The organism is Kitasatospora sp. NPDC058965 (genome assembly GCF_042741245.1).
Taxonomy (GTDB): Bacteria; Actinomycetota; Actinomycetes; order Streptomycetales; family Streptomycetaceae; genus Kitasatospora.
Genome location: NZ_JBHYKG010000204.1, coordinates 1 through 15,335, shown reverse-complemented (window position 1 = coordinate 15,335; position 15,335 = coordinate 1). Strand labels below are relative to the sequence as shown.

At 73.5% G+C, this 15,335-nt stretch carries 12 protein-coding genes; 1 reads left to right on the top strand and 11 read right to left on the bottom strand.

The window, feature by feature from the left end; genetic code table 11:
• The 10 genes from cydD to ACFW1A_RS27605 all read right to left on the bottom strand — a co-directional run.
• The coding region (cydD, locus tag ACFW1A_RS27650; protein WP_380413184.1) for a thiol reductant ABC exporter subunit CydD at nt 1-3,508 on the bottom strand (3,508 nt) is incomplete at its 3' end.
• Nucleotides 3,509-3,540: 32 nt separating this feature from the next.
• Nucleotides 3,541-4,545, bottom strand: coding sequence for a cytochrome d ubiquinol oxidase subunit II (cydB, locus tag ACFW1A_RS27645; RefSeq protein WP_380413181.1), 1,005 nt, complete (start codon nt 4,543-4,545; stop codon nt 3,541-3,543).
• Nucleotides 4,546-4,567: 22 nt separating this feature from the next.
• Complete coding sequence (locus ACFW1A_RS27640) at nt 4,568-6,112, bottom strand: cytochrome ubiquinol oxidase subunit I (protein ID WP_380413179.1); 1,545 nt, start codon at nt 6,110-6,112, stop codon at nt 4,568-4,570.
• A 241-nt stretch (nt 6,113-6,353) separates the two neighbouring features.
• The gene (locus ACFW1A_RS27635) at nt 6,354-7,892 is read right to left on the bottom strand and encodes an ATP-binding protein (RefSeq protein WP_380413177.1); all 1,539 of its coding nucleotides are present in this window, start codon (nt 7,890-7,892) and stop codon (nt 6,354-6,356) included.
• A gap of 1 nt (nt 7,893) precedes the next feature.
• Nucleotides 7,894-8,709: a response regulator transcription factor gene (locus tag ACFW1A_RS27630; RefSeq protein WP_380413188.1), complete on the bottom strand. Its 816-nt coding sequence runs from the start codon at nt 8,707-8,709 to the stop codon at nt 7,894-7,896.
• 145 nt (nt 8,710-8,854) lie between these two features.
• Entirely contained in the window at nt 8,855-9,556 is a 702-nt protein-coding gene (locus ACFW1A_RS27625; protein ID WP_380413176.1) for a VC0807 family protein, read from the bottom strand.
• A gap of 178 nt (nt 9,557-9,734) precedes the next feature.
• Nucleotides 9,735-10,439, bottom strand: a complete 705-nt coding sequence (locus ACFW1A_RS27620; protein ID WP_380413174.1) for a hypothetical protein — start codon at nt 10,437-10,439, stop codon at nt 9,735-9,737.
• An 8-nt stretch (nt 10,440-10,447) separates the two neighbouring features.
• On the bottom strand, nt 10,448-11,641 hold the full coding sequence (locus ACFW1A_RS27615) for an ABC transporter permease (protein ID WP_380413172.1): 1,194 nt from the start codon (nt 11,639-11,641) through the stop codon (nt 10,448-10,450).
• 11 nt (nt 11,642-11,652) lie between these two features.
• Nucleotides 11,653-12,501 (bottom strand): ABC transporter ATP-binding protein, encoded by an 849-nt coding sequence (locus tag ACFW1A_RS27610; protein WP_380413170.1) that lies wholly within the window; start codon nt 12,499-12,501, stop codon nt 11,653-11,655.
• The gene (locus ACFW1A_RS27605; RefSeq protein ID WP_380413167.1) at nt 12,501-13,976 is read right to left on the bottom strand and encodes an efflux RND transporter periplasmic adaptor subunit; all 1,476 of its coding nucleotides are present in this window, start codon (nt 13,974-13,976) and stop codon (nt 12,501-12,503) included. Before ACFW1A_RS27605 ends, ACFW1A_RS27610 begins: the two co-directional genes overlap by 1 nt.
• A gap of 239 nt (nt 13,977-14,215) precedes the next feature.
• Here ACFW1A_RS27605 and ACFW1A_RS27600 point away from each other — a divergent pair, with 239 nt between their 5' ends.
• Nucleotides 14,216-14,752 (top strand): sugar O-acetyltransferase, encoded by a 537-nt coding sequence (locus ACFW1A_RS27600; RefSeq protein WP_380413186.1) that lies wholly within the window; start codon nt 14,216-14,218, stop codon nt 14,750-14,752.
• Here the strand turns inward: ACFW1A_RS27600 and ACFW1A_RS27595 are convergent.
• Nucleotides 14,749-15,201, bottom strand: coding sequence for a GNAT family N-acetyltransferase (locus tag ACFW1A_RS27595; RefSeq protein WP_380413165.1), 453 nt, complete (start codon nt 15,199-15,201; stop codon nt 14,749-14,751). The genes ACFW1A_RS27600 and ACFW1A_RS27595 overlap by 4 nt on opposite strands.
• Between the last annotated feature and the right edge of the window lie 134 nt (nt 15,202-15,335).

Below are 15,335 nucleotides of genomic sequence, written 5' to 3'. Positions count from 1 at the left end.
GCTCCAGCTCCCGCATCGCCCGCAGCCGACCGTCCGGACGCGCCGTCAGCTCGGCCCAGTCGCCGCGCTCCACCACCCGGCCGGCCTCCAGCACCAGGATCTCGTCCACCTCGCGCAGCCCGGCCAGCCGGTGCGTGATCAGCAGGGTGGCGCGGTCCGCGGTGGCCGCCAGCAGGTCGGCGGTGAGCGCGTCGGCGGTGGCCAGGTCCAGGTGCTCGGCGGGCTCGTCCAGGATCAGCAGCGGGAAGTCGGCCAGCAGCGCCCGGGCCAGCGCCAGCCGCTGGCGCTGGCCGCCGGAGAGCCGGGCACCGTGCTCGCCGACCATGGTGTCCAGGCCCTCGGGCAGCGTCGCCACCCAGTCCAGCAGCCGGGCGGCGGCCAGCGCCGCGCGCAGCTCGTCGTCACCGGCCGCGGGCCGGGCCAGCCGCAGGTTCTCCCGCAGCGAGCTGTCGAAGACGTGCGCGTCCTGGGCACAGAGCCCGATCAGCGCGCGCACCGCGTCGCCGTCCAGCGCGCGGCTGTCCACAGCCTGTGGACGACCGGCGGCCAGCGTGACCGTCCCCGCCTCCTGGTCCAGCAGCCGCAGCAGCACCTGGGCCAGCGTGGTCTTGCCGGCCCCGGAGCGCCCGACCAGCGCGATCCGGCGCCCGGCGGCCAGGTCCAGGTCGACGCCGTCCAGCGCGCAGGCCGGCTGCCCGGGCCAGCGGGCCCGCAGGCCGCGCACGGCGACCGGGAACGGGTCGGCGGGCGCCGCGGCCGGGACGGCCGGCTCGACCACCGGGTCCGGGGTGTCCAGCACCTCGGTCAGCCGCCCCGCCGCCGCCCGGCTGCGCTCGCGCACCTGGACGGCGGCGGGCAGCGGGGCCACCGCCTCGAAGGCGGCCAGCGGGGTGAGCACCAGCACCGCCAGGCACAGGCCGTTCAACCGCCCGGCGGCCACCGCCCCGGTGCCGACCGCCGCGCAGGCGGTCACGGTCAGGCCGGTGAGCAGTGCGGTCAGGCCGGCGCCCAGCGCCGTGGTGGCGGCCGACCGGGCGGCCAGCGCGGTCAGCGTCCGGTCGGCGGCCCGCACCGCGGCCAGTCGGCCGGGCAGCGCGCCGGCCACGGTGAGCTCCGCGGTGCCGGTGCAGGTGTCCAGCACGGCGGTGGCCAGTGCCCCGCGGGCGGGCGCCTGCTGACGCTCCGTCCGGGCCGACAGCCGGGCCGCCAGCACCGGCACCGCGGCCCCGGCCAGCAGCAGCCCGAGCGCCAGCAGCGCCCCGGCCGCCGGCAGCAGCAGCGCCAGACCCGCCGAGACCGCCACCGAGACGGTCAGCCCGACCGCGGCCGGCAACCGCCAGCGCAGGTACCAGTCCTGCACCGCGTCGACGTCGGCCACCAGCCGGGAGAGCAGGTCGCCGTGCCGGAAGGCGGGCAGCGCGGCGGGGGCCAGCCGCTCCAGCCGCTGGTGCACCGTCACCCGCAGGGCGCCCAGGGTGCGCAGCACCGCGTCGTGCGAGACCAGCCGCTCGGCGTAGCGGAAGGCGCTGCGGCCCACCCCGAAGGCGCGCACCGAGGTGACCGCCACCATCAGGTAGAGCACCGGCGGCCGGGTGGCGGCCTTGGAGATCAACCAGCCGGAGGTGCCCAGCAGCGCGACGGCGCAGCCGAGCGCGAGCGCGCCGAGCAGCACGGCCAGCGCGAACCGGCGGCGCGGGCGGCCGGCGTCGGCGGTGGCGAAGAGCCGGGACATCCGGCGCAGCGCGGAGGAGCCGGCGGCGGGGAGCACGGGCGCCCCGGGCACCTCGGCGGCGCGGGCGGTCGGCGCGGGGGCGGCCGGCCGCGGGGCCGGCACCGGCTCGGGCACCACGACCGGCCCGGCGGCGGGGGCCGCCAGCACCAGGCGCTCGTCGGCCAGTTCCAGCAGCGCGGGCCGGTGCGCCACCAGCAGCACGGTCCGGTCCGGATCGGCGGCCAGTGCGCGCACCGCGCCGACCACGGCGGCCTCGGTCTGCGGGTCCAGGTGGGCGGTCGGCTCGTCCAGCAGCACCAGCGGGCGGTCGGCCAGCAGCGCCCTGGCCAGCGCCAGCCGTTGCCGCTGGCCCGCCGAGAGGCCGGCCCCGCCCTCCCCCAGCACGGTGTCCGGACCGGCGAAGTCCAGCACCCCGGCGGCGGCCAGCGCCGCGTCCAGCTCGGCCCCGGTGGCCCGCGGGCGGGCCAGCCGGACGTTCTCGGCCACCGTCCCGGCGAACAGCTGCGGCCGCTGCGGCACCCAGGCGATCTGGTCCCGCCAGCTCTGCGGGTCCAGCGCGTCGAGCGGGTGGGTCCGCCCGTCGGCGGCGCGCACCGTGACGGTGCCGGACTGCGGCGCGGTGAAGCCGAGCAGCACCGAGAGCAACGTGCTCTTGCCCGCCCCGCTCGGCCCGGTCAGCGCCACCGTGCGGCCCGGCTCCAGCCGCAGCGAGACGCCGTCCAGCGCGGGGGCGGCGCGGCCCGGGAAGGTGACCGTCAGGCCGTCCAGCAGCACGGTGGCCCCGGCCAGCGCGGGCGCCGGCACGCCGCCGGCCGCCGGGCCGGCCGTCTCCAGCACCTCGAAGACCTCGCCGGCCGCGGCCACCCCCTCGGCACTGGAGTGGTAGAGCGCGCCGACCTGACGCAGCGGCAGGTAGACCTCCGGCGCCAGGACCAGCACCAGCAGCCCGGTCCGCAGGTCCAGCGAACCGTCCACCAGCCGGAAGCCGACGGAGACCGCGACCAGCGCCACCGACAGGGTGGCCAGCAGCTCCAGCGCGAAGGACGAGACGAAGGCCAGCCGCAGCGTGCGCAGGGTGGCCCGGCGGTACTCCTCGGTGATCCGGCGCACCGCGGCGGCCTGGGCCTTGGCCCGGCCGAAGACCTTGAGGGTGGGCAGCCCGGCCACCACGTCCAGGAAGTGGTGCGAGAGCCGGGCCAGCGAACGGCGCTGACGGTCCATCCGCCCCTGGGTGGTCCAGCCGATCAGCACCATGAAGAGCGGGACCAGCGGCAGCGTGCCGGCGATGATCGCGGCGCTGGACCAGTCGGCCCCCAGGATCCGGGCCAGCAGCACCACCGGCACCACCACCGCCAGCCCCAGCTGCGGCAGGAACCGGGCGAAGTAGTCGTCCAGCGCGTCGATGCCGCGGGTGGCCAGGGCGACCAGCTCGCCGGTGCGGCGCCCCGCCAGGTAGCCGGGCCCGAGCGCGGTGGCCCGCTCCAGCAGTTGGCCGCGCAGCTGCTCCTTGACCCTGGCCACCGACCGGTGCGCGGCCAGTTCGGTCAGGTAGGCCACCACCGCCCGGCCGACCGCCACCGCGGCCAGCAGGACCAGCGGGGTGCGCAGCTCGGCGGTGCCGGCCCCCTGCTGGACGCAGCGCACCACCAGGTCGGCGATCAGCGTCGCCTGGGCCAGCAGCAGTCCGGCGCCCGCGGTGCCGAGCAGCACCGAGGCGGCCAGGAACCACCGGGCCGCGGCCGCCCGGGCCGGCAGTCGGGGGTCGACGGGCTTCATGACAGCGCCCCGTTCGTCTGCACGGTCCTGCCTCAGCCTTCCTCGACCGGGATGTGCTGGACGCCGATCCGCCGGCGGAAGACCCAGTACGTCCAGGCCTGGTAGAGCAGCACGATCGGTGTGAAGACCACGGCCACCCAGGTCATCAGCTTGAGGGTGTACGGCGAGGAGGCCGCGTTGGTCACGGTCAGGCTGTAGGCCGGGTCCAGGGTGGACGGCATCACGTCCGGGAACAGGGCGAGGAAGAGCATCGCCACCGCGGCCGCCACGGTCAGCCCGCTCAGCAGGAAGGCCCAGCCCTCCCGGCCCAGCCGCAGCGCCACCAGCGCGCCGACCAGCGCCAGCACCGCGACCACCAGGGCGGTCAGGCTCCAGCCGTCGCCCCGGTCGGCCTGGGTCCAGACCAGGAAGACCAGCGCCAGCACCGCCGTCACCAGGCCCAGCTGCAGCGCCGTCGCACGGGCCCGCTGCCGGATGTCGCCGACCGTCTTGAGTGCGGTGAAGACCGCCCCGTGGAAGGTGAAGAGCACCAGGGTGACCAGGCCGCCGAGCAGCGCGTACGGGTTCAGCAGGTCCCAGAACGAGCCGACGTAGTTCTTCTCCCGGTCGATGTCCACCCCGTGCACGATGTTGGCGAAGGCCACCCCCCAGAGGAAGGCGGGCAGCAGCGAGGTCCAGAAGATCGCCCGCTCCCAGCCGCGCTGCCAGCGCTCGCCGGAGCGCTTGTGCCGGTACTCGAAGGCCACCCCGCGCACGATCAGGCAGACCAGGATGATCAGCAGCGGCAGGTAGAAGCCGCTGAACAGGGTGGCGTACCAGTCCGGGAAGGCGGCGAAGGTGGCACCGCCGGCGGTCAGCAGCCAGACCTCGTTGCCGTCCCAGACCGGGCCGATGGTGTTGATCAGCACCCGGCGCTCGGACCGGTCCCGGGCCAGCAGCCCGGTCAGGATGCCGACCCCGAAGTCGAAGCCCTCCAGGAAGAAGTAGCCGGTCCAGAGCACCGCGATGAGCAGGAACCAGACGTCGTGGAGTTGCATGTCGATCAGTCCCCAGGGGTCCTCAGTAGGCGAAGGCGAGCGGGCGGTCGGCGTCCTCGTCCGGCGACGGGCCGCGCAGCACCGGGTCCTCGGTCGGCGGGCGCTCGTCCACGTCCGGGCCGGCCTTGGCGTACGTGACCAGCAGCCGGACCTCGATCACCGCGAGGACGGCGTAGAGCGAGGTGAGGACGATCAGCGAGGTCAGCTGGGTGCCGGTGCCGACGGTGGGGGAGACCCCGCTGGCGGTGGTCATCAGGCCGAAGACCACCCAGGGCTGACGGCCCATCTCGGTGAAGATCCAGCCGAAGCTGTTGGCGATCAGCGGGAAGCCCATGGTCCAGATGCCGATCCGCCAGCTCCACCGGGTGAGCGTCGGGCCCAGCTCGCGGTGCCTGGTGAGCATCAGCCGGGGCGGCTCGTCCTCGCCCGTGCGCTTGGCCGGGTCCAGCCAGAACTTCTTCCGGGTGGTCCACAGCCCCAGCAGACCGGCCACGAAGGAGGTCATGCCGAACCCGATCATCAACCGGAAGCCCCAGTAGGTGACGAAGATGTTCGGGATGTAGTCGTTGGGGTTGCCGCCGTACTTGGCCGCCTCCGCCTTGGCGGTGTCGGTGATGCCCGGCACCGCCGAGCTGAAGTTGCCCTTGGCGAGGAAGGACAGTATCCCGGGGATCTCCAGCTCGACCGAGTTGTGGCCCTGGTTGACGTCGCCCACCGCGAAGACCGAGAACGGGGCGGGGTCCTGGGTGTCCCAGAGCGCCTCGGCCGAGGCCATCTTCATCGGCTGCTGCTCGAACATCACCTTGGCCAGGCTGTCGCCGCTGACCGCGGTGCCCAGGCCCGCGACCACGGCCAGCACCAGGCCCAGGCGCAGCGAGGTGCGCATCGAGGCGACCTTGCGCGGGTCGGTGGTCCCGGGCCGGCGCTTGGCCTTCCACAGGTGGTAGGAGGCGATGCCGACCACGAAGGCGGCACCGGTCAGGAAGGCCGCGGTCAGCGTGTGGAAGACCACCACCAGGGTGGTGTCCTGGAACAGCACCTTGGAGATGTCGGTCAGCCGGGCCCGCTTGGTGACCGGGTCGATGGCGTACCCGTTCGGGTGCTGCATCCAGGAGTTGGCGGCCAGGATGAAGTAGGCGGAGAGCACCGTGCCGATCGCGACCATCCACATGCAGGCGGCGTGCAGCTTCTTCGGCAGCCGGTCCCAGCCGAAGATCCACAGGCCGATGAAGGTGGACTCGAAGAAGAAGGCGATCAGCGCCTCCATCGCCAGCGGGGCGCCGAACACGTCGCCGACGAAGCGCGAGTAGTCGGACCAGTTCATGCCGAACTGGAACTCCTGCACGATCCCGGTCACCACGCCCATGGCGATGTTGATCAGGAAGAGCTTGCCCCAGAACTTGGTGGCGTGGAAGTACTTCTCCTTGCCCGTCCGCACCCAGGCGGTCTCCAGTCCGGCCACGATCGCGGCCAGACTGATCGTCAGCGGGACGAAGAGGAAGTGATAGACGGTGGTGACCCCGAACTGCCAACGCGCGATGGTCTCGTGAGCGACTGCTAGCTCCACTTCGGCCTCTTCCTTGCCGAGAATCTGTCCGTTCTGACCTGGTTTCACCCAGAATCCTGCCTCAGCAGGCCGACAAAGGTGCGCTTTGCCGTAAAACACACCAATGCATGTCAGGCTTGCGAGCTTGTGAAAGTGAACACGTTCACAAGCTCGATCACAGTATGACCTACGGGTTGTCCGCCGAATCGGGCGGGGGTGTGTGTCCTGGGTTACACCGGGTACGGAGCAGCCCGGTCCCGGCTCAGTCCGTCGCCGCCCGCGGCAGGACCACCCGGAAGACGGCGCCCTCGCCGGGGGCGCTGCTCAGGGTCAGGGTGCCGCCGTGGGCCCGGGCGAAGCCGGAGGCGATGGCCAGTCCGAGGCCGGCGCCGCCGCCCTCGTGCCGGCTGCGCGAGGCGTCGACCCGGTAGAACCGCTCGAACACCCGCTCCGCCTGAGCCTCGGTCAGGCCCGGTCCGGAGTCGGCCACTTCCAGGACGCAGCCGTCGGCCAGGGTGCCGACGCCGATCCGGACCGCGGTGCCCGGCGGGGTGTGCTTGACCGCGTTGCCCACCAGGTTGGTGACCACCTGGCGCAGCCGGCCCTCGTCCCCCAGCACCGCCGCCGCGCCCGGCGCGCCGGCGCCGTCCGGTCCGGTCAGCGAGACCGCGCGGCTCGGGTCCAGCGCGGTCAGGTCGTGCAGCGCGTCGGCGGCGAGCGTGCGCAGGTCCATCGGGGCCAGGTCCAGCGGTCGCTCCTCGTCGAGCCGAGCCAGCGTCAGCAGGTCCTCGACCAGGCCGCCCATCCGCACCGCCTCGGACTCGATCCGGGCCATGGTCCGCTTCACGTCCGCCTCCGAGCGCAGCGCACCCATCCGGTAGAGCTCGGCGAAGCCGCGGATCCCGGCCAGCGGGGTGCGCAGCTCGTGCGAGGCGTCCGCGACGAAGCGGCGCATCCGCGCCTCGGAGGCGGCGCGGGCCGCGAAGGCCGTCTCGATCTGGTCCAGCATCCCGTTGAGCGCCAGCGAGAGCCGGCCCACCTCGGTGGCGGGCGCCAGCTCGGGCATCCGGTGGGACAGTTCGCCGGCCGCGATCAGCTCGGTGCCGCGCTCGATCCGGCGCAGCGGCAGCAGCCCGGCCCGCACCGCCAGTGCGCCCAGGCCCACGGCCAGCACCAGCACGGCGCCGCCGATCACCAGGAAGGCGGCGCGCAGCTTCTCCACCGTGGCGTCCACCTCGTCCAGCGAGGCGCCGACCAGCACGAAGGAGGTCTGCGGAGCGCCGGGGGACGCGGTGGCCCGGCTGACCGGCTCGATCAGCACCCGCCAGGGGCCGCCGCGCTGGCCGGGCACGTCGAAGGGCTTGCCCAGCCGGGCGGTGATCGCCTCGGGGGTCAGGTGCGGCAGCGCCGGTTCCGGGTCGCTGGCGGCCATCGGCTGGCGCAGCGTCCGCTGCACCCTGCCCTGCGCGTCGAGCATGCCCACCTCGTACTGGCTGGGCAGGTACGGCGAGCCGCGCTTGGCGCCCAGCCCGGTGCTGGTGGTGTTGTCCACCGCGAACGGCGAGACGGTGGCCGTCAGGCCGCGCTGGCCGGTGCGGTAGGCGGCCTGGCCGCCCAGGCGCTGCAACTGCTGGTCGATCCGCCCGGTCATCTGCGAGCGCACGGTGCCCAGCACCACCACGTCGCTGACCAGCAGCCCGGTGAAGACCAGCACCAGGGAGAGGGCGAGCAGCCGGGCGCGCAGCGACAGCCGACCGGTGCTGCCCAGCAGGCGCCCGGCCCGCCGCAGCAGGGCGCGCACGTCAGTCCTGCGCGGGCTGCGGCGGCCGGCGCAGCGCGTAGCCGATGCCGCGCACGGTGTGGATCAGCTTGGGTCCGTGGTCCGGGCCGGAGTCCAGCTTGCGGCGCAGGTAGGAGATGTAGGACTCGACGATGCTCAGGTCGCCGCCGAAGTCGTACGCCCAGACGTGGTCCAGGATCTGCGCCTTGGAGACCACCCGGCCGACGTTGGCCATCAGGTAGTGCAGCAGCTTGAACTCGGTGGGCGAGAGCGAGACCGGCTTGCCGTCCCGGGTCACCTCGTGCGCCAGCGGGTCGAGGGTCAGGTCGGCCACGGTGAGCCGGCCGTCCTCGGCGGGGCCGCCGGCCCGGCGCAGGATCGCCCGGATCCGGGCGATCAGCTCCTCCAGGCTGAACGGCTTGGTCACGTAGTCGTCGGCGCCGGCCGCCAGGCCGTGCACCTTGTCCTCGGTGCCGTCCTTGGCGGTCAGGAAGAGCACCGGCAGGTGGTCGCCGGGGCGCGGCCGGCCGGGGCGCGCGGACAGGCCGGCCGGGTGGGTGATCTGCTGGCGGCGGGTCTGCTCGCGCAGCCGCTCCACCACGGTGAAGCCGTCCAGGTCGGGCAGCATCACGTCGAGCACCACCAGGTCGGGGCGCTCGACGGCGATCGCGGCCAGCGCCTCCTCGCCGGTGCCCGCCGACTCCACCCGGAAGCCGGAGAAGCGCAGCGAGGCGGAGAGCAGTTCCCGGATGTTCGGCTCGTCGTCGACCACCAGCAGGAAGGCCTCGCCGGAGGCGCGGGCGGCGCCCGGGGCAGTGGGGGCGGAGGTGACGGGCACGGTCCCTGACGTCACGGGGCGGGCCTCCCGGTCCTGGGGCTTGTCGTCGACACGGATGATGGTTCCGGAGGCTACGCGAAATCCGTGAGAAATGCATGAGCCCGGCGGCCCCTGCGTATCCGCAGGGACCACCGGGCCGCGCGGCTCAGACCGCGGCCTGCTCCACCGCGGCGGCAGCGGCGGCCGCCCGGGCCGCGCCCTTGGCCTGGGCCCGCCGGGCGTAGCTGATGGTCCAGAAGACCAGCACCCCGGTGACCGCGTACGGCAGGATGTTGTTCACCGTGACCGCGGTCCCGCGCGAGGTCCCGTAGACCACCACCAGCCGCACCGCCGCCTCGGCCAGGTAGCCCAGGCCCCAGCCGATGGTCAGGTTGCGCTGCACCGTGCGGAAGCCCTCGAACTCCCACAGCCCGTTCCACCAGGCGGCCTGCTCCGGGGTGCCGTCGGTGGCGAACTTGCGGCCGAAGTAGAACATCAGCGGCCGCGGCGCGAGCAGGGTGACCAGGCAGAGCACGCCGAACAGGCCGGTGATCGCGGAGTCCTTGGCCAGCAGCAGCCGGGCGTCGTGCGGGCCGATCAGCGAGACCACACCGGTGAGCCCGACGAAGACCATCGAGACGACGGCGAACTCGTCGACCCGGCGGTGCCAGGCCAGGTAGATCGCGATGTCCAGCACCGGGCCGAGGCCGGAGAGCAGGATCGCGACGAAGTCACTGGCCCCCTGCGAGCGGGCCTGGTTGTAGATGATGATCGGCGCCGCCACGTTGAAGGCGATGCTGACCAGCCAGCCGAGAGCGGCCGCGCTCCCCTTTCTGGCAGGGGCGGGCGGAGTTGCGGCAGTGGACACGAGTGGTTCCCCCGGAACAGATGAACGAAACGGCGCTCCGGTGACAGATCCGGTGCCGCAGCCATTCTGTCGGATCATCAGATACCGCGACTAGGGAAACCCCGTGGAAAAACGGAAGATGACCCTCCGTCAGCGCACTCAACTGACGGAGGGCCATCCTCCTGGGTGGGCGCGCGCGTCAGCCGCCGCTCTTCGAACTGCCGCCACCGCCCGGTCCGCCGGCGGCGCCACCGCCGCCGAAGCCACCGAAACCGCCACCACCACCGGCAGCACCGCCCTCGACCAGCTGGGAGGCGGTGTACCCGCCCGAGCCGTCCGGGGTGCCGACCACCGTGACGCTCTGGCCGGGCTGCAGGTCGGTGACCTTGCCGTCCTGGGTGACCGACACCTTGGTGGAGCCACCGGTGGTCACCTTGACGATGTTGCCGCTGGCGTCGGTCAGGTAGACGGTGCTGCCGTCCACCAGCTTGACCGTGCCGCGGGTGAAGCCGCCCTGGCCGCCACCGGCCTGACCGCCGGTCGTGCCGCCGGTGGTGCGCCGGCCGGTCGTGCCGCCGGCCGCGCCGCTCTGGCCGCCGGCCCGCTGCGCGGCGGCCGGGAAGGCGGACCGGGCGGAGCTGCCGCCGTTGTTCTTCTGGTACCAGGCACCGCCGGTGAAGGCGGCCGCGGCGATCACGCCGCCGGCCAGCGCCAGGCTGAGCCAGGGCAGCTTGCGCCGCGGCGGAGCGGCCAGCTCGGCGCTGATGTCACGGGCGTCGGGCGCGGTGGACAGCAGCTCGACGTGCGCGGCGGCCTGCGGGTCGAGCGCCGACTGCGGCTCCGCGGCCATCGCGGGCAGTCGGACCGTGTCGGCCCGCACCAGGTCACTGTTCTGACTGGACATGGGATTCCTCACTCGTGCCGCAGGGCGTCGATGGGTCGCAGCGAGGCGGCCCGGTTGGCCGGGTAACTGCCGAAGAAGAGGCCGATGGCGACCGCGATCCCGAAGGCGCCGAACACCGAGGAGGGGATCACCACCGGCTTGATCCCGACCACGCTGAAGTGCGAGCCGATGATCCCGACCGCCACCCCGAGGCCGGCGCCGAGCACCGAGAGCAGGGTGGACTCGGTGAGGAACTGGCCCAGGATCACCGCCTTGGGCGCACCGAGCGCCTTGCGGATGCCGATCTCCCTGGTCCGCTCGGTCACCGTGACCAGCATGATGTTGGTGATCCCGATCCCGCCGACCAGCAGCGAGATCGCGGCCACCGCGCCGAGCAGCACGGTGAAGGTCTTGCTGGTGGACTCCCGTGCGGTGAGCAGCGAGGTCTGGTTGCTGACCCGGAAGTCCAGCTTGCTCGGATCGGTGAGCTGGTGGGTGCCCATCAGGATCTGGGTGATCTCGGACTGGGCCGCCGTGGTGGTGTCCGCCGAGGTCGCCTGGACCATGATCTGGTTGACCGAGCTGAAGCCGGTGAAGGCGTTCTGCACGGTGGGCAGCGGGGCGATCACCACGTCGTCCGGGTCGTTGAAGCCGGTGGCGCCCTTGGTGGTCAGCACGCCGACCACGGTGAACGGGGTGCCGCCGAGGCTGATCTTCTTGCCGATCGGGTCCTCGGTGTCGAACACCTGCTTGGCCGTGGTGGAGCCGATCACCGCGACCTTGCGGGAGTTGAGCACGTCGTCGTTGCTGAAGTAGTCGCCGGTGGCGATCTTCTCGTTGGCGGTCTCGAAGTACGCCGGGTAGGTGCCGATCACCTGGCCCGGGGTGTACGAGATGTTGCCGTAGACCGCGGTGGCCGAGGTGGTGACCACCGGGGCCACCGACTTCACGTCGGGGGCGGCGGTCTGGTTGGCCAGCGCCCGGGCGTCGTCCACGGTCAGCTTCTTGACGGTGGTCGCGGTGCGCGCACCGCCGCCGGCGCCGGAGGAGACGGTCAACGCGTTGGTGCCGAGCGCCGTGATCGAGTTCTTCACCGCGGCCGAGGAGCCGTTGCCGACCGCCAGCAGCAGGATCACCGAGGCCACGCCGATCAGCACGCCGAGCATGGTCAGCCCGGAGCGCACCTTGTTGGCCGCCAGGCCGGCGAGCGCGAATCTGATCATCTGCCAGAGGATCATCGGGCACCGCCGATCAGCTGGCCGGACTGCCGGGCCTGACGGGCCGCCAGCACGGGCGGCGGACCCTCGACCGGGCCCTGCCGGATGTCGGAGACGATCTGGCCGTCCACCAGCCGCAGCACCCGCTTGGCGTGCCGGGCCACCTCGTCCTCGTGGGTGATCAGCACGACCGTGCGTCCGGTCGCGTTGAGTCCGTCGATGATCGCGAGCACCTCTTCGGTGGAACGGGTGTCCAGGTTGCCGGTGGGCTCGTCGGCCAGCAGCATGGCCGGCGCGGTGACCAGGGCCCGGGCCACCGCGACGCGCTGCTGCTGGCCGCCGGAGAGCTCGTTGGGCTTGTGGTCGGCCCGCTCGGCCAGGCCCACCAGGGCCAGCGCCGCCTCGGCCCGGCGGCGCCGCTCGGCCGCCCGCACGCCGGCGTAGGCCAGCGGCAGCTCCACCTGGGCCATCGCGGTGGTGCGCGGCACCAGGTTGAAGGACTGGAAGATGAAGCCGATCTTGCGGTTGCGGACCAGCGAGAGCTGCTGCTCGTCCAGGTGGCCGACGTCGGTGCCGTCCAGCAGGTAGCGCCCGCCGGTGGGCACGTCCAGGCAGCCCAGGATGTTCATAAGGGTGGACTTGCCGGAGCCGGAGGAGCCCATCACCGCCACGAAGTCGCCCTGCTCGATGTCCAGGTCGACGCCGAGCGGGCTGCCGTCGGTCGGATCCTCCGGGCCGCGCAGCGCGTGCACGGTGGCGTCGCCGTGGCCGTACGACTTGGTCAGGCCGCGGACCCGGATCACCGGCGGCGGCGGGCCGGCCGGGGTGACGGCGGCCGCCGGCTGCCTCCGGGACCGACGGGCCATCAGTTGCCGCCCCTGGCGCCGGTGCCGCCACCGGTCCGGGTACCGCCGCCACCGCCGCCGAAGCCGCCCGCGCCGCCGCCGAAGCCGCCGGGGAAGGAGCCGCTCGGGAAGCCGTTGCTGCCGCCCGAGGTGGTCGGGACGATCTGCACCTTGTCGCCCTCGCTCAGGCCGGAGACCACCTGCACGGTGGTGTCGCCCTGGACGCCCACGCCGACCTGCACCCGGGAGGTGGTGCCGTCCGGCTTGACCACGGTGGCGGTGCGGTTGGCACCGGTGCCGGACAGCGCCGCGGCCGACACCGACAGCGCGTTGTCCGCCTCACCGGTGACCACCGAGATGGTGGCGCTCATGCCGGTGCGCAGCTTGCTGGTGTCGCCGGTGATCTGCAGCACCGCGCCGTACTGGACCGCGCCGCTGCTGCCGCTCGAACTGGGCAGCGAGCTGACCGAGAGCACCGAGGCGTTGAGCGTGGTGTCCGACTGCGCGTTGAGCGTGACGGTGGCCGCCTCGCCCTTCTTGAGCTTGAGCGAGTCCAGCTCCGAGAAGGAGGCGGTGACCTGCATCCCGGTCGGGTTGGTGATCACGATGAAGCCGGACGGGGTGCTGGTGGAGCTCGCACCGGTGCTGGAGCCGGACTTGCTGCTGGTGCCGGAGCTGGAGCCGCCGCTGCCGGAGCCCGAGCCGGTGCTCGCGCCGGAGCCGGAGACGGTGTCGCCGACCTTGCCGCCGACCGAGGCCACCGTGCCGGAGACCGTGGCGGTCAGCGTGGTGCCGGCCAGTGCGGCCTGGGCGTTGGTCACGTTGGTCTGGGCCGTGGTGACCTGCTGCTGGGCCTGGGTGACCTGCTGCTGGGCCTGGGCGACCTGGGCGTCGTCCACCTTGGTGGTGGTGACGGTGGTGTACTGCGGCTGCGGGACGCTGCTGGTGCCGCCGCCGGTGCCGCCGCCCGCGCTGGGGCTGGCGCCCGCGCTCGGCGCCGAGGCGCTGCCGGACGGCCGGCCGCTGGTGTAGGAGGACTGCACCGCGCCGCCGCCGCTGACCGGGACCTGGCTGCTCGTGGTGGTACCGGCCTGCGCCTTGGTCAGGTTCGCCTGCGCGGCGGCGAGACCGGCCTGGGCCGTGCTCAGCGCGCCGTTCGCGGCGTCCACCTGCTGCTGGGCGGCCGTGGTGTCCACGGTGGCGAGCACTTCGCCCTGCGTCACCGTGTCGCCGACGGCCACCTTGACGGCGGTCAGCTTGCCGCCGGTGGCGAAGTCCAGGCCCGCGTCGGTGGGCGAGGAGAGGGTGCCGGATCCGGACACGGTGGCCAGGACGGTCCCCTTGGTCACGGTCGCGGTGCGGGTGGTCGTCTTGCCGGCCGCCGCGCTGCTGGTGCTGTTGACCGTGGTGTAGGCCAGCACGCCCCCTGCCAGCAGGGCCGCGCCGAGCACTGAGTTGAGGAGGACGGCGCCGCGCCGTCGCTGGAGGACCTTCATGGCGCACAGGTTCGCCCGTCGCCCTTGCGAAGTCCTGGGCGCCGCCTGAGCGCGAGCTGAGCCGGGCAGTACCGCCGATTACCGACAAATCTGGACAGAACGACCGCCGGGGCACCGATTCCAAAGAGACTGTTGGCGCAACTCCCAGGATCTTCCCAGGCACCTGGGGCGACGCATTCACCCCGGTCGGCCCGGGGTAGGGATCGGACGTGACCGGAGAACCGAGCAACAAGCAGCTGATGCTGGCCGGCGAGTGGTACCGGCCCGAGGACCCCGAGCTGGCCGCCGACACCCAGCGGCGGATCGAGCTCTGCGCGCGCTTCAACGGCCCCGGGCCCGCGGCGCCCGCCGAGCGGCGCGCGGTCCTGGCCGAACTCCTCGGCGAGCTCGGCGAACAGGCGCGGATCCGGCCGCCGTTCCACTGCGACTTCGGCTACCACGTCCGGATCGGCCCGCGCAGCTTCGTCAACTTCAACGCGGTCTTCCTGGACGCGGCGCCGATCACCCTGGGGGCCGACGTGCAGGTCGGGCCGAACGTCCAGCTGCTGACGCCCGCGCACGAGCTGGACGCCGCACGGCGGCGGGCCGGGTGGGAGCGGGCGCTGCCGGTGGTGATCGGCGACAACGTCTGGCTGGGCGGCGGGGTGATCGTCTGCCCGGGGGTGACGATCGGCGCCGACACCGTGGTGGGCGCGGGCTCGGTGGTGGTGCGGGACCTGCCGGCCGGGGTGCTCGCGGTGGGCAACCCGGCCCGGGTGGTCCGCGGCCTGACCTAGCGCGGCCCAGCGGCCTGGAGGTCGATCTGGTAGCGGATGAAGCCGCGGTTGTCGGCCACCGCGTCGTAGAGCCGGCGGGCGGTGGCGTTGGTCTCGTGGGTCATCCAGTAGACCCGCAGGCAGTCGCGCTCGCGGGCGAAGTCGGCCACTGCCCCGATCAGCGCCCGGGCCACGCCCCGGCCGCGGGCCTGCGGGGCGGTGAACAGGTCCTGCAGGTAGCAGACGTCCGGGCCGGAGGTGTTGGCGTGCACCAGGAAGTGGGTGATGCCGACCAGCCGGCCGTCCTCCTTGGCGCCCAGCGCGTGGATCCGGTCGTCGGCCAGGAAGCCCTCCCACGCCCGCCGGTAGGTCTGCTCCGGCTCGGTGCGCCGGTAGAAGTCCAGGTAGGCGCGGAACAGCTCGGTCCAGGCCGGGCGGTCGGCGGGGGTCAGCTTCTCGATGGTGATCATGCCGCGATCCAAGCAGAGCGGGGCGGGCCGGCCCACCGGCAAACCCAGGGGCGGCCCCCCCCCCCCCCCCCCCCCCCCGCCCGGCGGCGGGCCACCCCCACCCCGCACCCCGGTGGCCCCACGGGCCCGCGGGG